This window comes from Vibrio thalassae, from assembly GCF_900089835.1.
Taxonomy (GTDB): domain Bacteria; phylum Pseudomonadota; class Gammaproteobacteria; order Enterobacterales; family Vibrionaceae; genus Vibrio; species Vibrio thalassae.
Window position 1 is genome coordinate 141,990 of the sequence record NZ_OANU01000023.1, and the last position, 24,658, is coordinate 166,647.

23 protein-coding genes are annotated in these 24,658 nt (G+C 44.2%); 9 read left to right on the forward strand and 14 right to left on the reverse strand.

Annotation, left to right across the window (positions count from 1 at the left end):
- Positions 1 to 148 precede the first annotated feature (148 nt).
- Together VTH8203_RS09735 and VTH8203_RS09740 are read left to right on the forward strand one after the other, a co-directional pair.
- On the forward strand, positions 149 to 1,489 hold the full coding sequence (locus VTH8203_RS09735; protein ID WP_096993498.1) for a glycosyltransferase family 4 protein: 1,341 nt from the start codon (positions 149 to 151) through the stop codon (positions 1,487 to 1,489).
- Positions 1,490 to 1,498: 9 nt separating this feature from the next.
- Positions 1,499 to 2,860, forward strand: coding sequence for a phosphohexomutase domain-containing protein (locus VTH8203_RS09740; protein WP_096993499.1), 1,362 nt, complete (start codon positions 1,499 to 1,501; stop codon positions 2,858 to 2,860).
- 64 nt (positions 2,861 to 2,924) lie between these two features.
- Here the strand turns inward: VTH8203_RS09740 and VTH8203_RS09745 are convergent, their stop codons facing one another.
- The 4 genes from VTH8203_RS09745 to VTH8203_RS09760 form a co-directional block, all read right to left on the reverse strand.
- A complete protein-coding gene (locus tag VTH8203_RS09745) occupies positions 2,925 to 3,686 on the reverse strand; it encodes an iron ABC transporter ATP-binding protein (protein ID WP_006070432.1) in 762 nt (253 codons plus the stop codon).
- A 10-nt stretch (positions 3,687 to 3,696) separates the two neighbouring features.
- Positions 3,697 to 4,647, reverse strand: a complete 951-nt coding sequence (locus tag VTH8203_RS09750; RefSeq protein ID WP_096993500.1) for an iron chelate uptake ABC transporter family permease subunit — start codon at positions 4,645 to 4,647, stop codon at positions 3,697 to 3,699.
- Positions 4,640 to 5,599, reverse strand: a complete 960-nt coding sequence (locus VTH8203_RS09755) for an ABC transporter permease (RefSeq protein WP_096993501.1) — start codon at positions 5,597 to 5,599, stop codon at positions 4,640 to 4,642. Before VTH8203_RS09755 ends, VTH8203_RS09750 begins: the two co-directional genes overlap by 8 nt.
- Positions 5,600 to 5,683: 84 nt before the next feature.
- On the reverse strand, positions 5,684 to 6,604 hold the full coding sequence (locus VTH8203_RS09760; RefSeq protein WP_096993502.1) for a siderophore ABC transporter substrate-binding protein: 921 nt from the start codon (positions 6,602 to 6,604) through the stop codon (positions 5,684 to 5,686).
- Positions 6,605 to 6,908: 304 nt separating this feature from the next.
- On the opposite strand from VTH8203_RS09760, the gene VTH8203_RS09765 reads away from it, so the two are divergent.
- Together VTH8203_RS09765 and VTH8203_RS09770 are read left to right on the forward strand one after the other, a co-directional pair.
- Positions 6,909 to 7,625 carry a GntR family transcriptional regulator gene (locus VTH8203_RS09765; protein ID WP_096993503.1) on the forward strand — a complete coding sequence of 239 codons (717 nt, stop codon included), beginning with the start codon at positions 6,909 to 6,911 and terminating at the stop codon, positions 7,623 to 7,625.
- Between the two features lie 107 nt (positions 7,626 to 7,732).
- Positions 7,733 to 8,644 (forward strand): DUF808 domain-containing protein, encoded by a 912-nt coding sequence (locus VTH8203_RS09770; RefSeq protein ID WP_096993504.1) that lies wholly within the window; start codon positions 7,733 to 7,735, stop codon positions 8,642 to 8,644.
- A gap of 23 nt (positions 8,645 to 8,667) precedes the next feature.
- On the opposite strand, the gene VTH8203_RS09775 is transcribed toward VTH8203_RS09770, so the two are convergent.
- On the reverse strand, positions 8,668 to 8,997 hold the full coding sequence (locus VTH8203_RS09775; RefSeq protein WP_096993505.1) for a 2Fe-2S iron-sulfur cluster-binding protein: 330 nt from the start codon (positions 8,995 to 8,997) through the stop codon (positions 8,668 to 8,670).
- A 267-nt stretch (positions 8,998 to 9,264) separates the two neighbouring features.
- On the reverse strand, positions 9,265 to 10,422 hold the full coding sequence (locus tag VTH8203_RS09780) for a multidrug effflux MFS transporter (protein ID WP_096993506.1): 1,158 nt from the start codon (positions 10,420 to 10,422) through the stop codon (positions 9,265 to 9,267).
- Between the two features lie 97 nt (positions 10,423 to 10,519).
- On the opposite strand from VTH8203_RS09780, the gene VTH8203_RS09785 reads away from it, so the two are divergent.
- The 3 genes from VTH8203_RS09785 to VTH8203_RS09795 all read left to right on the forward strand — a co-directional run bounded on the left by VTH8203_RS09785 (position 10,520) and on the right by VTH8203_RS09795 (position 13,220).
- Positions 10,520 to 11,284 carry an AraC family transcriptional regulator gene (locus VTH8203_RS09785; RefSeq protein ID WP_096993507.1) on the forward strand — a complete coding sequence of 255 codons (765 nt, stop codon included), beginning with the start codon at positions 10,520 to 10,522 and terminating at the stop codon, positions 11,282 to 11,284.
- A 303-nt stretch (positions 11,285 to 11,587) separates the two neighbouring features.
- On the forward strand, positions 11,588 to 12,748 hold the full coding sequence (locus VTH8203_RS09790; RefSeq protein WP_096993508.1) for an MFS transporter: 1,161 nt from the start codon (positions 11,588 to 11,590) through the stop codon (positions 12,746 to 12,748).
- Between the two features lie 142 nt (positions 12,749 to 12,890).
- Complete coding sequence (locus tag VTH8203_RS09795; RefSeq protein ID WP_096993509.1) at positions 12,891 to 13,220, forward strand: DUF4870 family protein; 330 nt, start codon at positions 12,891 to 12,893, stop codon at positions 13,218 to 13,220.
- Positions 13,221 to 13,259: 39 nt separating this feature from the next.
- On the opposite strand, the gene VTH8203_RS09800 is transcribed toward VTH8203_RS09795, so the two are convergent.
- Positions 13,260 to 14,852, reverse strand: coding sequence for an ATP-binding cassette domain-containing protein (locus tag VTH8203_RS09800; RefSeq protein WP_158296108.1), 1,593 nt, complete (start codon positions 14,850 to 14,852; stop codon positions 13,260 to 13,262).
- Between the two features lie 316 nt (positions 14,853 to 15,168).
- Here VTH8203_RS09800 and VTH8203_RS09805 point away from each other — a divergent pair, with 316 nt between their 5' ends.
- Positions 15,169 to 16,341: a MalY/PatB family protein gene (locus VTH8203_RS09805; RefSeq protein WP_096993511.1), complete on the forward strand. Its 1,173-nt coding sequence runs from the start codon at positions 15,169 to 15,171 to the stop codon at positions 16,339 to 16,341.
- A 31-nt stretch (positions 16,342 to 16,372) separates the two neighbouring features.
- On the opposite strand, the gene sigZ is transcribed toward VTH8203_RS09805, so the two are convergent.
- The 7 genes from sigZ to VTH8203_RS09840 all read right to left on the reverse strand — a co-directional run bounded on the left by sigZ (position 16,373) and on the right by VTH8203_RS09840 (position 22,549).
- Complete coding sequence (gene sigZ, locus VTH8203_RS09810; protein ID WP_096993512.1) at positions 16,373 to 16,909, reverse strand: RNA polymerase sigma factor SigZ; 537 nt, start codon at positions 16,907 to 16,909, stop codon at positions 16,373 to 16,375.
- Positions 16,910 to 17,003: 94 nt separating this feature from the next.
- Positions 17,004 to 18,137 carry a DUF1501 domain-containing protein gene (locus tag VTH8203_RS09815; protein WP_096993513.1) on the reverse strand — a complete coding sequence of 378 codons (1,134 nt, stop codon included), beginning with the start codon at positions 18,135 to 18,137 and terminating at the stop codon, positions 17,004 to 17,006.
- Positions 18,138 to 18,143: 6 nt separating this feature from the next.
- A complete protein-coding gene (locus VTH8203_RS09820; protein WP_096993514.1) occupies positions 18,144 to 19,505 on the reverse strand; it encodes a DUF1800 domain-containing protein in 1,362 nt (453 codons plus the stop codon).
- Between the two features lie 125 nt (positions 19,506 to 19,630).
- Positions 19,631 to 19,981, reverse strand: a complete 351-nt coding sequence (locus VTH8203_RS09825) for a hypothetical protein (protein ID WP_096993515.1) — start codon at positions 19,979 to 19,981, stop codon at positions 19,631 to 19,633.
- Positions 19,982 to 20,008: 27 nt separating this feature from the next.
- A complete protein-coding gene (locus VTH8203_RS09830) occupies positions 20,009 to 21,331 on the reverse strand; it encodes a peptidoglycan DD-metalloendopeptidase family protein (RefSeq protein ID WP_096993516.1) in 1,323 nt (440 codons plus the stop codon).
- A 159-nt stretch (positions 21,332 to 21,490) separates the two neighbouring features.
- Positions 21,491 to 21,799: an isoamylase early set domain-containing protein gene (locus tag VTH8203_RS09835; protein WP_096993517.1), complete on the reverse strand. Its 309-nt coding sequence runs from the start codon at positions 21,797 to 21,799 to the stop codon at positions 21,491 to 21,493.
- Positions 21,800 to 21,922: 123 nt separating this feature from the next.
- Positions 21,923 to 22,549 carry a hypothetical protein gene (locus VTH8203_RS09840; RefSeq protein ID WP_096993518.1) on the reverse strand — a complete coding sequence of 209 codons (627 nt, stop codon included), beginning with the start codon at positions 22,547 to 22,549 and terminating at the stop codon, positions 21,923 to 21,925.
- 299 nt (positions 22,550 to 22,848) lie between these two features.
- Here VTH8203_RS09840 and VTH8203_RS09845 point away from each other — a divergent pair, with 299 nt between their 5' ends.
- The gene (locus tag VTH8203_RS09845; protein WP_096993519.1) at positions 22,849 to 24,219 is read left to right on the forward strand and encodes a YjiH family protein; all 1,371 of its coding nucleotides are present in this window, start codon (positions 22,849 to 22,851) and stop codon (positions 24,217 to 24,219) included.
- Positions 24,220 to 24,658 lie beyond the last annotated feature (439 nt).

Genomic DNA, 24,658 nt, shown 5'->3' on the forward strand with positions numbered 1-24,658 from the left:
GAGCCAAGTCTCATTTTTCCAGCCAACCAAAACCGGTTTTGAATTATCGTGAATTTGATCACTAATTTGTAAAACTATCATTAAATCCATTTACATAATCCTCTAAATTACGCCCAACAAGGTTCAGAAAACAAAAGGAAACTGAATTATGAATATCCTACTAGCACACTTCCGTGTTGGTGAAACTGATGGCGTATCTCTTGAAATGGACAAATGGAAATGGGCGCTGGAAAGCATGGGACATAAGGTTTTCTACCTGGCAGGGAGTGCAGGTAGCACAAACGCGGACCTCGTGCCAGAGTTACACTATCTAGAGCCATTCAACGACAACATCATCCACAACGCGTATGTGAGTCGCGATGACTACTCATCAGAATCGGTTTTGTTAGATGCTATTGAACATCGAGCCCATGACATTGCCGCAGGTATCATCAAGGTTATCGACCAACGAGATATTGACATTATTGTTCCAAATAACATGCTGTCACTTGGCTATCACCTACCAGCCGCACTCGGTATTATGAAAGCGGTCGAAGCCACGCAGACTCGTGTTATTTGCCATCATCATGATTTTCATTGGGAACGAGTTAAATACTCAAACCCAACGTCTCCAGGCATTCAGCAACTGCTCAACACCCTGTTTCCTCCTAAACACCCGCTGGTTGAACACTGTGTGATCAACCGTATCGCGCAAACAGAACTTCAAAAACGCCGCGACATCGATTCTACGGTGGTGCCCAATGTGTTCGATTTTCAGCGCAGCGATTGGAAAGTTGATGAATACAATCAAGATCTGCGAGCACGATTCGGTGTCGGCACAAATGATATTTTGTTCCTGCAAGCAACACGTATTGTGGCAAGAAAAGGCATCGAACTGGCAATCGACTTGATTGATGCCATGAGCAAACAGCGTGAAAGGCTTTTTGGAAAAACGCTCTATAACGGAGAAATATTTAGTGCAGACAGTCGCTTAATCCTTATGTTTGCGGGAATGTGTGAAGAAGACAGCTATCTTGACTTATTGACGAATAAAGCCAAAGCCTGCAATGTGGAATTACTGTTTATCAATGATTGGGTAGGCCACTCTCGCGGTGAGAAAGAGGGGCAAAAAGTCTATTCTTTGTGGGACGTCTACTCACACGCAGACATCATCACCTACCCTAGTTTGCTAGAAGGTTGGGGAAATCAATTTCTAGAAGGCCTTGTCGCTAAAATCCCTATGGTAGTTTATCGTTATCCTGTATTTGACTTAGATATTGCCGATTACCAATTTAACATTATCGACCTTGGCAATGACCATCAGGTGGATGAATCAGGACTCGCTCTTATCGCTCCAGAAACGTTAAACGGCGCCGTGAATTCAACGCTTGAGTATCTGTTTGATGCTGATTTGAGAACATCCCGTATGCAACAAAACTATGACATTGGCGAAAAGCACTTGTCTTATAGCGCATTAAAAGCGATGCTTTCGGACATTTTTCAAGGATAAGGTCTAGTCATGAAAGCACTCAGCTGTTTTAAAGCTTATGACATTCGCGGCAAGTTGGGAGACGAACTCAACGAGGATATTGCCTACCGCATTGGCAGAGCATATGCGCAATTTCTAAAACCTAAAACCGTAGTTGTGGGTGGCGATGTTCGTGAGACATCAGAAAGTCTTAAACTCGCCTTGGCGCGCGGCATTATGGATGCAGGTTCCGATGTTGTTGATATCGGTATGACAGGTACAGAAGAGATTTACTTTGCGACCCAATCACTGGACGTAGATGGCGGAATCGAAGTCACCGCAAGCCACAATCCTATTAACTACAATGGGATGAAACTGGTTCGAGATAACGGTAAGCCTATCAGTGGTGATACTGGTTTGAACGACATCAAACAACTTGCTGAACAAAATGACTTTGAGTCAATTGCTCAAGTTGGACAATACAAGAAGCTGTCTAACCTTGATGAATACACCGAGCATTTGCTTAGTTACATTACGCCGAGCAACATCAAGCCACTTAAGCTGGTAGTAAATTCAGGCAATGGCGCTGCAGGTCATGTTATTGACGATCTGGAAGCAAAATTCGCCAAGTTGGGCATTGCCATCGAATTTATCAAAGTCCATCACCAACCTGACTCTAGTTTCCCAAACGGCATTCCTAATCCACTGCTTCCTGAAAACCGTGCGGCCACTTCTGAAGCGGTTGTAAAGCACGGTGCTGATATGGGTATTGCATGGGATGGTGATTTTGACCGTTGCTTCCTGTTTGACGAGCAAGGTGAGTTCATCAAAGGCTACTACATCGTGGGTCTATTAGCAGAAGCGTTCTTACAGAAGAATCCAAATGCTCGAATCATCCACGATCCTCGCTTAACTTGGAATACCATCGACATCGTCACAGAGAATCGCGGTACTCCGATAATGTCTAAAACGGGACATGCTTTCATCAAAGAGCGTATGCGTTTGGAGGATGCAGTGTATGGCGGCGAAATGAGTGCGCACCATTACTTCAAAGACTTTGCCTACTGTGACAGTGGAATGATTCCTTGGCTGCTTGTCAGTGAGCTTCTTTGTGTGAAGCAGCAGCCGCTCTCTAAGTTGGTTGCCGATCGTATTGTCGCGTTCCCATCTTCGGGCGAAATCAACGCCAAACTGCAAGATCCACAAGCTGCCATCAAGCGCGTTCAACAAACTTTTGAACACGATGCCCTTGTTGTCGATTATACCGATGGTCTCAGCATGGAGTTTAATGACTGGCGATTCAACTTACGTACCTCTAATACTGAACCAGTGGTGCGACTGAACGTAGAGTCACGACACAATACCGAATTAATGTCCTCAAAAACTCAGCAGATTCTCGATCTGTTTAGCTAGCAATCGTCAGCGACCTAAATACTCTTGTACTTCTCTGACAAGCCAAGACTTTATATCTGCTCGATCAACTATTGAAGTACAAACACACTCGACGACCATCTACGTCACGGATATCAAATGGGATCTCGTAGATGGATTCCATAATCTCTTGCTGCACTACTTCTTCGACTTTACCCGATTTAACCACCTGCCCTTTTTTCATCGCCACAATGTTGTCCGAGTAACAGGATGCAAAGTTGATATCATGTATCACAATTACTACAGCTTTGTTGAATTCATGAGCCAGTCTACGCAGCGTATGCATGATCTCTACAGAGTGTTTAATATCCAAATTGTTTAACGGTTCATCAAGGAACACGTAGTCTGTGTCCTGAGCGACAACCATAGCGATAAACGCCATTTGACGCTGACCGCCACTGAGTTGGTCGAGGTATTTATTTTGGATCTCTTCAATACCTAAATGCCCTAGTGCTTTATCGATAATTTTATTATCTTCATCGGTTAGTCGACCTTGAGAATGTGGAAAGCGACCAAAAGAGACCAACTCTCGGATCGTGAAGCGCATGTTGATGTTGTTTGATTGGCGCAGTACCGCTAAGTGTTTAGCCAGTTCTTTGGTGTCCCACTGAGCGAGCAACTTGTTTCCAATCACAACTTCACCCGCATCACTCTCCGTGAGGCGACTTGCCATAGACAATAGAGTACTTTTACCGGCACCATTTGGGCCAATAATTGACGTCACTTCACCTTTAGGAAATAGTGCATCAGCATCCTTAACAACAAATGTCTTCCCGTACTTTTTACTTAGACCTGTTAACTTAATCACTTCATTACCCTTAATTAATTCTGTTTCTTAGTAGTAAGAACAGGAAGTAAGAACCACCTACGAGGTTAATAATCACGCTGATCGTGGTGTCGAATGCGAGAACTTTTTCTACGCACCATTGACCGCCAACTAACAGTAATACCGCGAGTAGACTGCTCGCGATAATAAGAAAGCGATGCTGGTAGTGATTGAACATTTCTCGAGTCAGACTCACTGTAATAAGTCCGAAGAACAGTACAGGACCCACCAGCGCCGTTGAAATCGCGATCATGATAGTAATCAAGATCATAATCCGCTGAGTAAGCTGTTTGGTGTTAACACCCAAACTGGTTGCATTATCAATGCCTAACCACAACACATCCAATTTCGGAGCATAGTAGAACAGAATCGCCAGACAGAGAGACAGTGGAATCAAACTCCAGTACACCAGCTTAGCGTTGACGTTATTAAAGCTCGCGAACATAGAACTCTGGATGGAAGCAAACTCATTTGGATCAACCAACATCGTCAAGAAACCTGTGACACTGCTGAACAAACTTCCACAGACAATACCAATGAGCAATAAGGTAAACACATTGCTATCCTGGCGTTTGAAATAGAAATGGAACAACAACAGTGAAAAACCAATCATCACCGCGGTGGACAACATAAAGTTGCTCATCGCATGGACAACCCAAAAGCTTGTACTGCCTAGAATCACCACCATTAGCACCTGTACCATAAGATACAAGCTATCAAACCCGAGTATGGATGGCGTTAAAATGCGGTTATTGGTAATGGTTTGGAATACCAAAGACGATGCTGAAATCGCAACGGCCGCCAGAATAATGGCCAATACTTTAGGAATACGACGAGACAAGAAAAACTGGTAGTTATCCGCAGTCAGTCCCTGTCCAATAAACCACGCAATGATCGCCAAACAACCTGCGATAAGTAGAGTTACTCTCAACGAATCACGCATTGGCTTTGTCTCTCAACACCAGATAAATAAACACAGCACCACCGAAAATACTGATGATCATTGAGATAGGCATTTCGTAAGGGAAAATAATTAAGCGACCTAAGATGTCACAGGCGAGAACCAGAATAACGCCCCAATACGCCGTCCAAGGTAGAATGCGCTTCATATTGTCCCCCATAAATAGAGAGACAACGTTCGGTACGATCAGCCCTAAGAATGGAAGCACACCAACAATCATTACCACTGTTGATGAGCTCACCGCCACCAAAATAACGCCAATGAAAACGATTTTTTGGTAATCGAGACCTATATTCTTAGCGAAGCTCTCACCGACACTAGCCGCGCTAAACTGACGTGCATATAAATACGCAAGTACGCATGCTGGAACCGCAAGATACAGGATTTCGTAATTCCCTTGCAGCACACTCGCAAAGTTAGCCACCGTCCAAGAAGACATGGTCTGCACTAGGTCGTGCTTATAGGCAATAAAGGTTGTCAGTGCGGATATCACATTGCCATACATAATACCGATAAGAGGTACAAGAACCGCATTCTTGAATTGCAATCGTTGCAAGAATTTCACAAAGATCAATGTGCCTGCAACGGCAAAAAAGAAGATAACACCAAGATGCATCCACTGACTGGCACCACCCAAAAAGATAAGCCCAGCAACGTAGCCTAAAAGAGCGCAATCGATAGTGCCTGTCGTTGATGGAGAAGCGAAGCGGTTTTGCACGATCTGTTGCATGATAAGACCCGCAACGCTAAGACCAGCACCAGCCAGAATTATTGCTAGTAGTCGCGGAACTCGACTAACAACATAGATGGAATAAGCATGTTCATCGCCACGGAACAAGTCCGCAATGGACACGTGAGCAGCACCGAGTACGAGGGAACTAACCGCTAATGCGACCAGTAATGTGCATGCAAGAATGTATTTATGGATGGTCATTGAGAATGTGATGGCCAGTAATTAACAACAAGAATTAGAAAAGTCTCTCCTAGAGAACTAAGAGAGACTTTTTGAATACTTTAATTAGTTCAGAGCTTTATCGATATCAGCAATCATGGTCTGTGTAGCGGTTACACCACCACCTGAGATATACCAAGCATTTGGATTGATATAGACGATTTTTTTATTTTGCGCCGCAGGCGTTGAGTTTACGAGAGGGTTGTTAAATAACTCTTTCGCCTTACCCACGCTGCGACCAATGGCTTGTTCACGGTCTAAAATGAAAATAACTTCAGGCTTTGCATCAGCCACATATTCAAATGAGATCAAGCTACCGTGAGACCCTTGGATCGGCGCAACATTTTGACTAGTCGATTCACCAAAACCAAAATCATCGAATACGATAGAAAAACGGCTACCTTTGTTGAACATCGCCACGTTGTTGCCATTGTTCATCAACATAAGTGCGTCCAAATCTTGCTTGGAAACCGCCTCAGCTGCTTTATCAAATTGAGCTTGAGTCTCTGCGATTAGCTTTTCTGCTTCCGCTTCTTTATTAAACAGTTTGCCAAGCATACGCCAGTTTGCTTGCGTATCTTGCCAATACTCACCGTTATCAACATAAAACATCACTGTTGGCGCAATTTTATTTAAGTCATCGTAAACGCGAAGCATGCGGTTTTCAGCGATAATCACATCAGGTTTCAACGTGAAGATAGCTTCAAAATCAGGCTCGCTTACTGAACCTGTATTCCCCGTCGACGCTTTGTACTGCGCTAAATAGTCTGGAAGCAATGAATGTGGAGCACCAACTGGTTGTACACCTAAACGGTCTAGAACATCTAAGCTACCATTACCTAACACCACTACTCGCTTAGGGGTTTCATCAAACTCTGCTGTGCCTTTGAAGTGCTGAATAGTTACTGCACTTGCGTTCGCAACCATGGCGAAGCTGGCCGTTAGTGTCAGCGCGACACGCATGATGAAACTCATAGACTGACTCATTCCATTTTCCTTATATATTTTATGGTTATATTAAACAGGATCATTATCACTTACGATCAAATGGGAATCAATATCATTTTCATAGCTAATTGCATTTTTATTGTTATAACGCAAAGAAATACGGATTTTTAGCTCAATGGTGTAACCAGTGATAATCATTGGCGGAAAGACAAACAAATAAGAGACAAGAAGAAAACTCGATCAATAACAATATAATTTAATAAAAATAACCATATTGTTTTAACTGGTGGTTTTTTTGGCTTAGTATGAAGAATGTTTATCATGTTGCGAGAATCTATTCACTATGTCCACCACCAAAGCTAAGTATTCTGATATCTATCAGGCGATCAAGGAGAGGATTCTCTCTGGACAGTACACAACTAACCAAAAATTACCTGGTGGTAGTGAGTTAGCAGTAGAATTCGGATGCAGCGAGCTCACCATAAAGAAAGCACTCGATATTCTTGTCACCGACGGTTTAGTGGTGAGAAAACGAGGGTCTGGCTCGTATGTGAAACGTCCTCTTGGTAACTCCGGTTATAAGCATCTTTACGGCACCAAAGCCAATGTGCAAGACAGTGGTCAAACCCTAACCACAAAAGTACTGGAGTTCTCCGTCGTCCCTGCAGCCACCTTCTTAGCAGAGAGATTGAACTGCGACATTGAAGATATGTTGTACAAAACAACGCGGGTACGCATCATTGATGACATACCGGGTGCGGTTGAGGAGACTTATATGCCTATTAATGTCATTCAAGGTTTAAAGCGTGAACATGCCCAAGATTCTATTTATAGCTACATCACCGACACACTAGGTCTCAAGATCCACAGTTCGACGATGGAAATCACCGTCGTTAAAGCGAATGCATTCTATGCCGCTGAGTTGGAAATAAACTTAGGCGAACCTTTGGTTAATGTAGAACAAATTGTTTACCTCGATAATGGCGAAATTTTCGAGTACTCCAATGTGAAACATCGATGGGAAGGTTACAAATTCGCCACTAACTTCGTAAAGCTGTAAGACTTATCTGGTTGAATACCTACATTGCTCCCCTAGCTTGTTAAAGTCTTAATTAGTGTTACATTTGCTTACAGGCATGACGATTTTTCGGAAAACAGGTAACGCTTATGGCTGGCTTGAGTTTATTGACTCTTCTCGATGATATTACTGCGGTATTGGACGATGTCGCGCTGCTATCAAAAGTAGCAGCAAAAAAAACCGCAGGGGTATTGGGTGATGATCTCGCCCTCAACGCTCATCAAGTCTCTGGCGTGTCTGCGGAGCGTGAAATCCCTGTTGTATGGTCGGTTGCTAAAGGCTCATTTAGAAATAAATGTATTCTTGTCCCCGCCGCGCTCATTATCAGCTTTATAGCACCTTGGCTGATTAATCCACTATTGCTGCTTGGGGGACTGTTTCTCTGTTACGAAGGTGCAGAGAAGATTCTAGACAAACTCTTTCACAACAAACAACAAGTCGATGATCAGGCCACTTTGGATCTTGGCGGTGATTCTGTTGAGGAATATGAGAAAAAGAAAATTGCTGGCGCGATTCGCACCGATTTTATTTTATCGGCAGAGATCATTGTTATTGCGCTAGGCACCGTTCAAGGTCAGTCCACCAGCATACAAATTATGGTAGTTAGCCTAATCGCAGTATTAATGACCATCGGTGTATACGGGTTGGTTGCCGGGATTGTTAAGCTCGACGACTTAGGTTTTTACTTAGAAAGAAAGTCTAATGGGAAAGGTGTGCTTTCCAGTATTGGCAGAGGATTAATCGCCTTTGCCCCTAAACTGATGCGTGGACTGACTATTGTTGGTACTGCGGCGATGTTCTTAGTGGGCGGCGGTATTGTTGTCCATAACGTCCCCGCCATTCACCATCTTATTGAACCTATCATTATGGACATTCCCAACTTGTCGGTTGCTCAAGCTACCATTCCAGCTTTGCTCAATGGCGTTATTGGTATCATCGCAGGTCTGATTGTTGTGGCTGTATTTAGCGTCATCGGCAAGCTTAAAGCAGCCGCTTCTTAATGAGTTATTAAGCTTGTAGCTGACTAACAGCTACAACCGCATGACGACGTCTCACTCGATTTTACTTGCTGCTTAAAATTTTGCAGTGACGCTTTGCGGATTTGCTCAAGATCTGGGCGTTTGACGACCACTTCAGACTTCGATTTAGGCTGACTAGAACACGCGTAGGTTTGTTTGCCATCGACCTCAACCAAACACGCTTTGCAACAACCATGTTTGCGCTTGTTTTTCAAACATGGTGCAGGAATCCTTATCCCTACTCTGCTTGCCAATTCAACTAAGTTCTTTTCTAGTGCTCCGATGACTGTCGTTTGACCATCGATAATTAAGGTGGCAGGTTTAATCTGAAACATATTTCTCAACCGTTGTGTTTTGATTCTCACTATAAGACGAAGCAAAACCAAAAAAGACGACCAATTTTAAAATTTTATTCCATTTAGTGTTGAAAACAACGTCAGACCCTATCTTTCGAGAATCTGGCCTTAGTCGATGACACACTGCGCTTTCTCCCTATCCCCAATAATCAATGGGATATTGGCGTTATATGGAGCCCCTAGCATTAACAATCCAACAAAAGACCGTTTTCTCGATATGTGACAAGGAAACGGCCTTCATCTAGATTAGTCTGAGCAATCACCTTTGAAGCATAGTGTAACGACCATCAGCATCGATACCACAGTGAGCGACAACCCTAAGTTGGCCAAAGCACTTGATGCCGATAAACCAAGGGCAATCAATGTGTAGTACAGAAGACCAAGAATAGCACTCGCACTACCCACCGCTTGTTTGTAGTTCGCTAACGCTTGACTTAGCACGTTTGGAATACCGATACCAAACGCCATAACCACGATCATCATTGGCAATAAGAACCACAGACTGTGTTGAGTCACATAGACGCCAAGGGAGCCAAGCATAGATAAACCAACCGCGAATTTGATTAACAACGCCGACGTTATACCTTTGCTGAGCAATCGTTTGTTGATTGAGCTGCCGATCAACGTTCCAACTGCCAACACCACACCCGAGTAGCCAAACTGTTGAGCATTAAGCCCCAGTTCACGAAATATAAATGGACCGATCTGGTAGTAGTTAAACACCACGACGTTAAAACCGGCAACTAGCAGGGCTGACACCCAAATGTGTCTATCCATTAGCATCTTTTTCGCTGTCTGAGCCAACGGCGCTTTACGCGCTTCTTGGCTGCGAGTTTCTGGCAATAGCAACGCACTTTTGCTAAGCAATACCACTGCAAGGATACAAAGCGCCAAGAATACGTAAGTGTGTCCTCCTAAGTGAGTAAGCTGTCCGCCTGCGAACATACCGATAACCGGACTGATAGCGATGCCCATTCCCACTAATGAAAAGGCTTTCCCTAACTCCCCACCAACGAACTTGTCGCGCAGCATTGTTTGTGTCACTACCGACCCTGCAGCTGCGCCAAAAGCGCTAACAGCACGAGCGACCAGCAGCATGTCGAACGACGTCACAAATACAGCGGCAAATACACCTAGTGCATAAGTCATCAAGCCTAATAGCATACTGACTCGACGTCCTAAACTATCAGACAAAATACCCCATGCTACAACACCAATAGCAAAGGCATAGAAATACGTTGCAATGGTTGCTGCCGCGAGATTGTCGCTCACCCCAAAATACTGCCCAATCTCTCCCAGTGCTGGGCTGTAGATAGTTTCAACAATCTGAGGAAACATAATAAGCAGCACTAATAGCCACATTGGAGGTTTTGACATCTCTCCATATTTTGTGTGTTGAATCATTGTGATTCCTCCTCTTTATTTGATGGTGATAAGTTTATCGTTAAAGAAATTTGTACTAATATCATCATAAGAACAAAAAATATCGAATTTAGGACAAATGGCACTTATTGATCATCAAACAACGTTCGATGCTGATACATTGGATGTGCCCGTTATTGGCGTAGCCGCAAGAGTGGGTAGACATGACTCCGGTATGCACGAGCATCAAAAAGGACAACTGCTTTACGCGCCTCAAGGTTGCATGACTATCGAGCTGCAAGGGTGTCGCTCCGTTTTACCGCCAACTCAAGCCGCTTGGATACCACCAAACACCATACACAGAGCAAGCATGAACAATGTCGTTGAATATCGCTCTCTGTACTTCGATACCAACTGCTTTACCAAAGCCCCCAGCACCATACAGTTTCTTACCGTGAACGATCTGTTTAAAGCATTGATAGATAGAATGAGCTACTGGTCTTGGGACATAAATAGCGAACAGACGCACAACACCACCACTTTGTTTTGGGAAGAGTTTGAATCAGCGTTGGCAGAGTCGCACATATTGCCTATCCCTAGCGACCCAAGAGTGAAAGGAGCGTTAAAACGGTTTTTGACTGGAGAGCTTTGTTTGCCTTCGTTAGAGAAGTTTTCTCATGATGTGGGTGCCAGCGGTAAAACCATTAGTCGGATCTTCTCTAAAGAGACCGGTATGAGTTTCCAAGCTTGGCGTCAGCAATGGCGGTTACAACGCGCGACAGAATTGTTGGCTCTAGGACAAAGTGTTTTGGATGTGTCTTACGCGTTGGAATTTTCAAGTGATAGCGCTTTTATCGCTTTTTTTAAACAGCATATGGGCATCACGCCCAAACAAATGTTTTAGTATCGAAAAATAATATTCAAGATTTGCATAGTGAGAAAATCAGCCGTCTTTCAGACCTATATTAACTGCATTATCAGCCCAGCTCCATCTAATAAAAACAATACGTTAAGACGCATTTTATTAGCTAAATTAATACATCAAACCAACGATAACTAATGCTAATCAAACCATAAGCATTGGTTGTCGTTATGGTCATTTTTTTTAGTTTTACTCCTCTACGCTCAAGCCTCATAGTCGCGGCGAAAATCTAATCAATTTATTCACTCTCTCTATTTTCCAACGACTATTTAGGAGGTTCCGCTAGTGGAAAACACACCTGATTTCGCAGTAAAAACTGGCTTTAAAGTACCTGTTATTGCGCTATCACTTTATGCCGTCGCATCGGGTTATTTGATGAGCTTGATCCCGCTTATGTTGGGCGAGTACGGTATTGATGCAAGCAACGCAAGTTGGCTGGCAAGTGTGTTCTATGCGGGTCTTTTAGTAGGTGCGGTTATTATTGAGCCTGCGGTTAAACATATCGGTCACCGCGTGGCATTTATCGCCTGTTTAGCACTTTTTATCGCGACTATCGTTGCGTTACCGTTAGCGCCTGTCGCATGGGCTTGGCTTATTACACGTTTTGTAGCTGGCATCGCGGTAGCGGGCGTATTTGTTATCGTTGAATCATGGCTACTGGTTGGTGACGAATCTAGCCGCGCAAAACGCCTTGGCCTTTATATGGGTTCACTATACGGTGGCTCGGCGTTAGGTCAGCTTGGCATTGGCTTTATCGGTGTTCAGGGCAGCCTACCATTTGTGGCTATTCTTTCTATGCTAAGTGCCGCTATCTTGGTGTTGATGTTTGTTCCAACTCAGCAACCACAAAGCTCTCACTCAGCGACACTATCGTTCAAACAAATTGCCAAACTGAACCATGCTGCCATCATCGGCTGTATTGTTTCTGGCTTAACCCTTGGTTCCATCTACGGTCTAATGCCTGTAGAGCTGACGCACCGTAATGTGTCACAAAGCAGTTTAAGTGCATTAATGGCACTAGTCATCCTAGGTGGTATGGCAGTACAAACTCTAGTGCCACCACTACTTAAAGTCGCAGGCCGTACTCCATTGATGGGCATGTTCTGTTTATTGGGTGTATTTGGCGTTGGTCTGGTAATACTTAGCGATGAACTGAGTGTATTAGCGATTAGCTTATTCTTGATAGGTATGGCGACATTCGCACTATATCCAATTGCGATTAACTTGGGCTGCGATAAATTAGATGAGAGTTTTATTGTCTCTGCGACTCAAGTTATGCTGTTTTGCTACAGTGTTGGCTCTGTTGCTGGCCCTGTGCTTGCTGACTGGTTTATGGATGGAACACAAGGTTTGATGGCTTACTTGCTTGCCACAATGATGGCAACCGCTATCTACATGTTCATCGCGAGCATCCGTACTAAGAAACACTTGGTGGCTGGCGAATAATATCCACACATTGAAGACACACCCTGTGCACTTAACAGAGCGGCTCTAAAGGCCGCTTTGTTGTTTGGAGACCGTCAGTTTTACCTCTGCTTTTTTTGTTTTAAGTACTATAGTTAAATCAAGTCATTACAAGGGAACGGTTATGCTATCCGAACAAGACCAACAAACCAAAACCAATGCTATTATCGCTTATGTCTGTCTTCTTCTAGGCAGTTTTACTGGCCTTTTCTATCTCGTTGGCGGTATTTGGGCCATGCTCAAGCGCAGTTCTTCAGCGGGTAGTCCGATGGCGGATCACCTTGAAAACGCAGTACAGACCTTTTGGGTATCCATTATATTGACGATCGTCGGGATCTTCTCCATGCCGCTGTTCGGGATTGGCTATTTAATCCTTGTCGGTACCTCCGTATGGGTTATCTACCGCTGTGTAAAAGGACTCGTCAGGGTGCTCGACAATCAAAGTTATTATTAACAAGAAGAGGCTCAAATGAGCCTCTTCTCAATTAATCCGTCAGCCTTTTAGGGCAATGACTTTGTCTATCCTTAATTGTTCGATGAATCCCATATCATGACTGACCAGTAACGCTGTTCCTGCGTAGCCATTAATCGCAGCAATCAATTGTTGTTTGGCTTCGAGATCCAAGTGATTATCTGGTTCATCCAGTAACAGTGTCGCCACCTGTTTTTGGTGCGAAGCAATCAACATGGCTAGCTTCATTTTCTCTCCACCACTGAGTTGCTCGACTTTGTCATAGACTTTGTCTCGCCTAAAACCGATGCCAGCTAATAGAGTACGGGCAACAGGATTGGTCATGTCCTCACACCCTTCACACACAGCATCAATCAGCACCAAAGCATCGTTAAGCATCGAAAAGTGCTGATCTAAGTAAAAGCACTTCGTATTGACTCGAAGCCCATCCGTAGCAACCGTTGAGTTTTTGCTCATAGCAAGCACTCGCTTTAAAATGGTCGATTTACCCGAGCCGTTACCACCTTTTAGCCACGCATGCTCGCTGGTAAGTACCGTTGCACGAATCGGTGCACCAAGCACATTAGCATGCTGAAATGCGTCAAACGCGATGGCTGTCTTACCCTGCGTTTGAACCACTCCGGTGTACCATTTCTGCGGTTTATTCTGTTCTATTTGCTCCTTCACTTGCTGAAGTTTTTGGTCCAAAACGGCGAACTGCCGTTCACTTTGAGCGGCAATCGCGGCATTCGCATTCTGTGCGCCTTGCTTTTTACCATCCATCAGTATTTTTGGTTGACTACCACTCATCCTTTGCGCTTTACCCCTTGTCGCGAGCTTTTGAGCTGTGATTACCCGTTGGTGCGCTTTCTCTGCTTTTACCTTTCTCTCCTTAATCAGTGATTTTGCTTTGTCCTGCAACGCTTGCAGATGCTCATTTTTGTGAGCAACGAAGGTTTGGTAGTTGCCTCCATAACCGGTAATACCTAATGAGTTCAGCTCGAGTATTTTGTCAACCTGATTGAGGAACGCAATATTGTGGCTTACCACCAGTACTGGTCTGTCTATTGTTTTCAATTGATTCACTAACCAATCAACATGCTCAGAATCTAAATGGTTAGTAGGCTCATCAAGAACGAATGCGTCATAATTTTGCTGCAGTAGTACATAAAGCCTTAATAAAGCACGTTGCCCACCACTTAATTGCGCCAGTTTAATATTGAGATCGGTAGGCAAGCGCAGTTGCGTGAGTAGCCTTGATAATTGTTCAGCAAGATCCCATTCATCATCGGCAATCATGTCAAACCAATGACAAGAGCTATCACCTTGCTGAATGTGCTCAAGGGCGAGCAACTTATTTTCCACACCTAATAGTTGAGCAATACTTTGAGACAAGTCTGATTCACTTTCTAATTGGCTATAAAAGCCAACAGATTTGATCTGATTTCCCCACTCCACTCGCCCTTCAGACGGTGGGGTTAATTTAGCGAGGATCTGCGCTAAATGACTCTTACCACTGCCATTTTTCCCTACTAACGCTGTGATGCCTTCTTCGATTGCGAAGTTAAGCGATGAAAATAGTCGGTTTCCATCAGGAAACTGCTTTGAGATTGAAATTGCATGAAATGCAGTCATACATCCTCCTTTACAGAGCATGTGAAGCTTGGCAGATAGTACTATTTTAAGTCAGCTTTATGCTGATGATAGAGGTGTGTAAATAGAACGAGCCAACGCCCACTAACTCTGCGATTTCAAAAGTTACTTGTATAAAACGATCGAAATTGAGTTAGTTGTTCATGTAGGCGTGTACTCCTAGGAAAGTGATAGTGAATTTATAACTCAAGCGGCATGAGAAAACTACTGTTCTGCTCAAAAAAGCAAAATTCTCTGCGTCTTTTTTGAATTAGCACCGTCTAATTTAATGACCACTTATTTATAATCAGAGAAACCTATGTTTAAAGTAACCTCATCAACGTCCGCTACGCAAAACAACTTTATCAAACATGATTCTGCCATGTTAAACCAGTTTTACGGAACAAACGATGTCGTACCCTATTGGGTCGCTGATATGGATTTTCCCATTGCAAATCCAATTACGCAGGAATTACAACGTCTTGTTGATCGCGAAGTTTACGCTTACGAGTTCGACTCTTCTCGAGTTTTTGCAGCTATTGCGCGCTGGAATGAAACCGCACATAACCTGTCATTAGACCCAAATCACTTCGTGCAAGTACCGGGTGTCTTGAGTGCTATTGCCCTGTTGATTCGCGAATTTACCCAGCAAGGCGACGGCGTATTGATTCAAACACCGGTTTATCATCAGTTTCGCAGATTGATTGAATCGGCAGGCAGAGTGGTTGCAGGTAATTCTCTCAAGATCGAAGATGGACACTACACCATCGACTTTGACGATTTTGAGCAGCAACTCAAACGGGGCAATGCCAAAATGGTTCTTTTGTGTAACCCTCATAACCCTGTTGGTCGTGTTTGGACTCGCTCTGAACTTCAAACGATGGTCGATATTGCCCGCCGTTACGATGTGATTATCGTTAGTGACGAAATCCATGCCGATATCGTTTTCGACGATCATACATTCACATCAATTGTCTCTTTGAGATACGAGAAAGCGGTTTCTATTATCGGCTCACCCGCGAAAAACTTTGGACTAAACAGCATCGCGAACGGATATATATACACCGATAACGACGCTTTGTATCAACAAATCAAATCCACCGTGAGTTCATTGGCTATCGACCATGGGAATGCGCTAACCACTTATGCCACCATCGCTGCTTACGAGAAAGGTAGAGAATGGTTTGAAGGCTACTTGCAATACACTCAAACCACTGTTCATTGGATCGCCGAGTTTGTTGCTTCATCTTTGCCAGACATCACCATGTATAAACCTGAGGGTACCAACCAAATCTGGTTCGATTTTTCCAAGTTACAACTCGCGCCGGATACGCTGAAATCTTTGCTGGTTAACGAGGCAAAAATGGGGCTGACTCCGGGTGCATGGTTTGGCGAAACCAACCCTAATTACTATCGCATGAACATCGCAGTAGACAGAGAGCAGATCCAAGCGTCATTTGCTAGGTTGCACACCGCAATTAACTCTCTCTAAATCCCACTCCCCTTACTAGCTAAGGGGAGAGTCACTGCCGATTTAGCCACACTTCCTTTGGCGCATAATCGGTCACACCGCCGTGACCGATTTCGATATCGCAACATCGCATGATATGTTCTCTCAGCTTGATTCGGCTTCGTTGAATTCGGCTTTTAGCACCAGATAACGATATTCCCATTCGCTCCGCTATCTCTTTTTGGGATATTCCCTCAAGCTCTGCCAGAATTAAAGGTGTGCGATACTGCTCTGGTAATTCATCTATGAGCGGTCTTAAACATTGCGCTACCTCTTGATGAGCCTGCTCTGCCGTATCCGGCTCTTCATGAACAAGATCTTGCGGTAACGGGTCGAAATCACGACGCTGACGGTAGTGATCCATAATCGTGTTATGGGCAATGCGAAATAGCCAACTGCTCAAACTTCCTTGGGACTTGAGCTGATGTAAATTATCACTCGCTTTGATGTAAACATCCTGCAAAATGTCATCAACAAGATGCTCATCATCCACTTGTTTTGCGATGTAATGTCTTAACTTTTTTTTGTGATTTTGCCATTCTGCAAGCATAAACCCAGACTCCTAACCCCATATTGCCTTAGTTAATCTCTTTAAGACGAAGCAACCCCATAAAAGACGCAACTTTTCTACCAATGTATTATGGTCATGATAAAACACGAATAGGCTGAATATCTTGCGTCTCTGGGAAAGTGTTGTTGAGCGTCGTTTGATCCGCCCCCATATGCTGCTCTAATACACCTTTGATAACTGCACGAACATCCAACGTTGGTTGTAAGTCACGCCCCTGATAGAGCTGATTGCTAGCTAATCCTGGCCAATCGGATAAAACCCTAGAGCGTTGTACTGCTCCTCCCATTACCAACATCGCATTGCCTGTGCCGTGATCGGTCCCTTTGGTCCCATTCTCGGCGGCAGTTCGTCCAAACTCACTCGCTGCAATAACCACAGTCGACTGCCATTTTTCGCCTAATGCGGATTTTAACGCTGCCATACCTTGATCAAACTTATTGAGCTGATTGGCAAGTCTGCCTTTTTCTGCCCCTTGCGACGAGTGTGTATCCCATCCACCCAGCTCTAGCACTACAATATTAGGCCCATTGGGCGAGCTCACAAACTTGCCAGCCTGCTTGGCTAAGTTGGTAAATTGTTTATTTTGATTGCCGCCCATGGACATTGACTCTAACTTCATTGCTTCTTTAAAGTTTGCAGAGAGTTTGGCATCAGATTGGAACATTTCAGCAAGTAAATTGGCCTGCTCTTCTTTAGCATTTAGCTTATGCGGAAACCAACTGCTGACTTTGACATCACCTTGAGCAATCAATGGTAGCCCGGCATCAATCGCAATCGCTTGGTTGCTTTGTTGTGTCTTCAAAAAGCGATTCAACCACCCTACAGGCTCAAAGGGATCCGTGGAGCCATTTTCTAGGATCTTCTGACCATCAAAGTGGGAACGACTTCGATAGCCAGTGGCGCAAGCATGAACAAACATGGCTTGCTTGTCCTGATACATCTGATGAACCGTTTTTAATGCTGGATGTAAGCCGAACCCTTTCTCTAACGGGTTAAGCTGATCTTTGGTGAGTGCTATTGTTGGCCGCAACTTTTGGTAATGCTCATCAAAACTTGGTACTACCACGTTGAGGCCATCCATCGCGCCGCGAAGTGTTATCCAAATTAGTACATTTGGGCTTTGCGTTGACGCAAAGGAGAAATTGGGTAGCAAGGTAACCAGAGACGCCGCTCCTACGCCTTTCAAAAAATGTCGTCGTGTCGTCATAACCGTTTACCTATATTGAAACTGTGGGCTCATCCAAAGGACAACAAACTTGGAACTGGCATCTTGCGCTTTTTCTAAAGCAGTCTGTAGGTGCTCATCGACTTCATTGCCATGTAGACGTTGTACAATCTGCGCTACCCTATCATTGGGATTCTGTTTACTGCGCTCAATTCGGGTTATTAAAAGTTTCGCCACTTGGTTGGCGACTTGCCAACGCTGAGTCAATGCAGCCGAACTGTTGTAATCTGCATCGTTATCAGACCACCCTGCGGGCGAGCCAGACATAAACGGCTCTTGCCCTAATTGTCTCAACATTGAGTGCATCTGCTTTTGGTTGGGCTCAAAGTCGGCGCTTCGAAGCACGGCAAAATACCATTCCTGAGGGGTACGAAAACGCCATCGTGCATGCTGATTTTTGAGATCGCTATTAAGCAATGTGAGGTACACCGGAATTAACATACCATCGTTTTCAATCCAGACTTTAGTAAGCTTATCGACTAAGGAAGGATGCTCCACACCATAGAAGTGCTCCACCAATTTACCGCAGAGGTGTCTCGCGGTATTTTCATGACTCGCCAAATCTCGAAGGCAGCTCAGGCCCTGCTGCTCTCCCTGCTGGTCGTATACTTTGCCTAATACGTTGATAGCTCCGGGCTCGTGCATGGTCGACGAAAAGCGATAACCAGGGCTATCCGCTTTAAAGCTCACAGTCCAACCTGTAATACCCTCGGCAAGTTCCACAACATCGTTTTGTGTATAGCCACCATCTACACCCAAAGTGTGCAGCTCTAAAATTTCACGTGCTAAGTTTTCATTGAGTCCTTTATTGCGCCTTTGTCCTGCTTTGGAGTTAGGCCCCACTGACTGGTGGTTATCAAGGAAGATCAACATGCTAGGGTGTTGAATCACCCCTATCAGCATACTTGGGAAATCGATGGACCAAAGCTCTCTGATCACTTCATTTTCAACCCCTGAAGCGATTGGGCGGACTCGACGTGTATCGGCTGAAATAGCAAAGTGGTTGCTCCAAAACTGGATGAGACGTTCTTGAAAGCTGAGTGGTGTATGGAGAGTCTGTAAGTTTCGTGCATAAACCTGAGTTCGGAAATTTTCTTGAAAAAACGCGTTATTCGCCTTAGTGACTTGCTTTTTCTCTTCCGTGCTTTTGGCGGCTTTTCGTCTTCGATTTAGGTCTCCAAAATGCGCCAACATTTCATCGGTAGATGGAAGTGATGAAATCACTTTGTGAGTATAAGGCTGAACCTTGAGTTGATCATTCAGGCTAGGTTCAGGCTTTGCATCACCGACTCTCGGTCCAAAGCCAAATCGCTGCGAAACAATGTATTGGGCAGTGCCCTCGTTCTCCATAGCAACCTCTATAAGTATGCGATATCTAAATGATTACACACTAAATAACAATTGCACACCTACCCTGACGATAAAATAACAAACGGCGCTCTTTTGAACGCCGTTTTAACGTTATCCAGATAGGATTAAGAACGTTTAGGTTGCTTGTAAGTCTTACCTGCCGCCTTGTATGTATCGCTTTGCTTCATTTCGAACATAGCATCAAAGAACCAGGCAACAAACTTAATGATGTCGTCACCTTCGTTCATGATGTGTTCGACATACTCTTGCTCGTCACCATTCTCATCGATATCGGTGAACACATGATAAATACGCTGTTCGCCATCAACATCCGCCAGTGCGAATTGGCCGCTCAAGCTATTTGCTGCTTCGACAATCTCTTGATTCTCGACACTCTTAAGCTTATTTAATGCATCTGGGAGTGTTTTAAACTCACAAAGTTGCATGACAAGTAGTTGAAATTCTAATTGTTGCATTATCAATACCGTTATTAAGCTAGCAAACTACAAGCTTGCCAGTTTCGTTTCTTGTTTCTCAAGCATAGAATCTAGCTCATCGCGACGAGCGATAAACTGCTTGAGTTCGTTCTTGGGCACAGAGTCTGCCATAGGGATGTTCGCTCGCATAGCGTTAACTGGTCGCCCACGAGAAATCAATTCGTAATGCAAGTGCGGTCCAGTCACTCGTCCTGTTGCTCCAGATAATCCAATACGAGTACCACGAGTCACTTTTTGTCCTTTTTTAACCAGTATCTTGCTTAAATGAAGATAACGAGTCTTGTAAGGGCCACCATGGTCGATAACGATGTACTTGCCCGCGTATGGGTGATTGCGCACCATAGCAACGACACCATCGCCAGTGGTATAGACGTTGGTTCCCGTAGGAACGCCAAAGTCAGTGCCATTGTGCGGTGCAATACGACCGGTCACAGGATGACGACGATTGGGGTTAAAGCTCGACGTGATACGGTGGTTCTTCACCGGATAGCGCATAAATGCGCGCTGCAAGCTGTCCCCTTTGGCGTCGTAATATTGCCCGTTAGAATGAAGGTAAGCGGAGTACATGGCGCCACGATTAAAAATCTTTATCGCTTGGATTTCTGATTTCCCTGTCGCCGTACCATCAACAAACTGATTGTTTTTGACCACTTCAAAACGATCACCGGCACGCAGATCTCTCGTAAAGCTCAATTTATCTTTCAGTAAAGCTACCACTTGCTCTATTTCACGGGGACTTAACCCCAATTTATTGGCGGAAGAGGAGAAACTTCCGTGAATTTCGCCGACTAAAGCCACGCTCTCCCATACACCAGGGATGGAAACGTCCTTAAACTCGAAGCTGCCGTCATCTAAACGGGTATAAATGGCTTTCTCAGCGGCCGTACGACTCACTTCAAGTTGTCCTAACGCCCCTGTTGCTTCATCTTGCCAAAAACGCAGCTTATCGCCTGGACGCAGCGTATCTAGTACTAGGAAATCCAAATCGGTTTCCATTACCGACATCATGTCTGAATATGGGAAATTAAGTTGGTCAAAAATCTGACTTAAACTGTCGCCAGCTTTTACAGTGTAAGCAAATTTGGGCGGCAATTCTGGAGCGACAGGCTCTGGAGTATTGACGTTAGCAGCAGGCTCTGGAGTGATGGTCTTAGCAACAGGTGAATCATTAAGATCAAGTTCTACTGTTCCGTTTAGGTTTGAACTAGGCAGACTATGAAGAAACAGAAACGCCGCAATGAGAGGCACAGTAAAGGCAAGGCCGCGTTTTAGTCTTCGTGACGACGTTCTTGCCGTGCATACTTCGTCAGTGGGTTGATTCGATTGCACAATGGTTCCAATGCATTCCTTTAAAACAAACCTAAAGAGTAGCCCTTTCTTCGGTGAATTGCACCCGATTGTGAGGAAAATTAAGGTAAAAGCTGTGATAAGAATGTAAAAAAGCGAAGCTTGTCGCTTCGCTTTCTACAAAATCAATAACTCAGGGAACTAAGCTTCACAAAGCGGTTCTGTTTTGACAATGCAGTTGTCTGCACCAAAACCATTTGGGACATAGTTATCCGCGTCAGCATCGTTTACCCAATCATTGTCATTCACAAGATAGCGGAATTGAAACTCCGCATTTTTTGGAAGGCGAGTTTTATATTTGAACGACTTGGTTTTCGCCACTTTCTTCATGGGCATAGGCTGCCAATCATGAAATTCCGCAACCAGTACCGCACTCTCTACATTAGTCGCATCGAGTTCGAATGTGACTTCGACTTCATCTTTAGTTTTAAAAAAACGCTTATTAATCATTTGCAAGCTCCGTTTGTCTAAAAAATAACAACATCTAAGCGTCATATTATGTAATCAAGCTCACATTCTCAACACAATAAGTAATAAAGATGCATATCATTTACTGCTAGAAACAAATTCCAACTAACATCCTGCCAATTTTCCTTTTTTCAGTGTACAAACGAGGGCGTTTTCCTTGGCTGGTGCTTCTGCCATGGATTGCTCAGGCCCATGACTTTTGAATGTCAGTGTTATTTTTTGTCCAGTTACGTTTAACGACTCGATGTTTATCCGGTCTCCAGCTAACTTAGCATCGGTTAAAATCACCCGCTGCCTTGCCTCATCCCAGTTAAAAAGTCCGAGATAATAGAACACACCGGATCCTTGGTTACTGACAGCAAAAGGGACGATAGCAAAACGTAGCTTATCGTTTTCAAGCATAATCTGTTTAAATCGATAGAGGAGATAGACGTTACCACGATCCACACCATCATCGTAGCCTCCTGCTGCCACCTGCTTATTTATGTCGATGTCTGTCAGCAAAGAGAAAGCGCTGGTTTCAGGTACTTGAACTGTCCATGGATTGGACGCTTTGATACCCAAAATAGTCTCTACAACGACATCGGCCTTTTCCGCTTGGTGAGAGGGAAACTTTGCCAATATTTCCTCATCGGACATCGAGAATCGATAAATTCCTGCCACGATAACAACAACAAGAAGGCAAAGTGGGATAAGCAAAATCAAAGGCACAGGAAGTTTCTTGCGAGACATTGTGATAATTCTCAATAAGTTAAGTTCTGTGTTTAGTGTAGCGCTTTAGAGCATTAAGCTCAAAAAGTAACAACCCTCTATACTTAACGACAGTTACATTGCCTAACTAGCACACATTGTTTTGCATATCATCGGTAAATTTAGCGCTTAATAATGAATATTTAGGCTTTATCGATGAATAGTATTGCCTTGACTAATAAAAAACAGTAATCTTGCGCGCAATGAGCAAATATGGATGTTTAGTGAATAAATAGGCAAAGGGATTGTCCATTATTAACTAATTGTAACACGAGAGAAAAATGCAAAATAACGCTCAATCTGTTCCTGAATCTGGGAAGAAAGGCAATTTCTGGATGTTCTTCATCCCGTCTTTAATTGGCCTGTTCCTATTTATGGCTCCAATCACGTTTGATGGCGGTTTGACCATACCTGTTGCCGTTTTAGCGAAGTCGCTACAAGCAGCGGTTGGCGATTTCATCGTACCTCTTGTTACTGCTATTATCGCGTTTATGGCTGTCGCGTCGGTCGTCACTCGTATTGCAAAACCAGCCTTCATTAACGACAATGAATTTTTAAACGGTCTATTCAACCCAAGTCCAATGTGGCTAGCGGTTCGTTTGATCGGTGGCTTAGCGGTAGTAATGACTTACTTCCAAGTAGGTCCTCACGCGATTTGGGAAGAAAACACCGGTGGTCTCGTACTTGAAGGACTACTGCCGACTCTGTTTGCGGTGTTTATCTTTGCCGGCCTATTGCTCCCTTTATTGCTAAACTTTGGTTTGTTAGAACTCTTTGGTGCGCTGCTAAGTAAAATAATGCGTCCAGTATTTAACTTACCAGGTCGCGGCGCTATCGACTGTATGGCATCTTGGTTAGGAGATGGCAGTGTTGGGATTTTGCTAACCAGTAAGCAATACGAAAACAAATTCTATACGATGCGTGAAGCGGCCGTCATTGGTACCACTTTCTCAGCAGTCTCCATTACGTTCAGCTTGGTGGTGATTGCTCAGGTTGAGCTTGAGCATCTGTTCTTACCCTTTTACGGTGCGATCTGTTTAGCGGGTGTTGTTGCAGCGATCATCATTCCTCGTTTGCCACCGCTACGTAACAAAAAAGACGTGTTCATTGATGGCACTAAGCCTGCTAAAGATGCAGAAGTGATTCCTGAGGGCTATTCTACTTTCTCTTGGGGTCTTGACTTAGCGCTGAAAAGAGCGGGCACCGTGACTTCAGCAAAATCGGTATTTGGTGAAGGTATTAAGAATGCCGTCGATATGGTGTTTGGTGTCCTTCCTGTCGTTATGGGACTCGGGACCATGGCGCTGGTTATCGCTGAATATACGTCTATATTTGAAACCTTAGGTACGCCATTTATCCCTTATCTAGAGTTGTTAGGGGTTCCTGAAGCGGTTGCGGCATCAAAAACGATGGTTGTGGGCTTTGCGGACATGTTCATTCCGTCAATCCTAGCGGCATCTATCAACAGTGAAATGACACGTTTTGTTATCGCTGCGATGTCAGTGACACAGCTTATCTATATGTCTGAAGTGGGTGCTCTACTTCTTGGTAGCCGTATCCCAGTGAACATCTTTGAACTGTTTGCAATCTTTATTCTGCGTACTTTGATTACGCTTCCAGTCATCGCTGGTATCGCACATTTGATATTCTAATCCAACGATTCTCTCTGTTTAAAAGCTCACTTCGGTGAGCTTTTTGCGTTTGGGCTTTATCTACGCAGCATAACCAACTTCGCATCAATGCCTTGGGGCATATGGGCCTGTGTTTCGTGCTGTTTTCCCTTACCAACCGTCTCGCCATTACAACAAAAAGCCATGTTCTCAACATCACCGTGCGGTATTTATCTCGCCGGATAATTCTGCTGTTTAAAACGGCCTAGCAGCGGCGTAGACTCCTCGTTTAGATAATTAGAACCGTAATGCTATTCGCTACTTAATTACAAGCGACACAAGCTTTCCTAGAACGCAGGAAATACTCCTAGTAGAACAACCTTCACAATTGGTGATTGGTGATTGGTGATTGGTGATTGGTGATTGGTGATTGGTGATTGGTGATTGGTGATTGGTGATTGGTGATTGGTGATTGGTGATT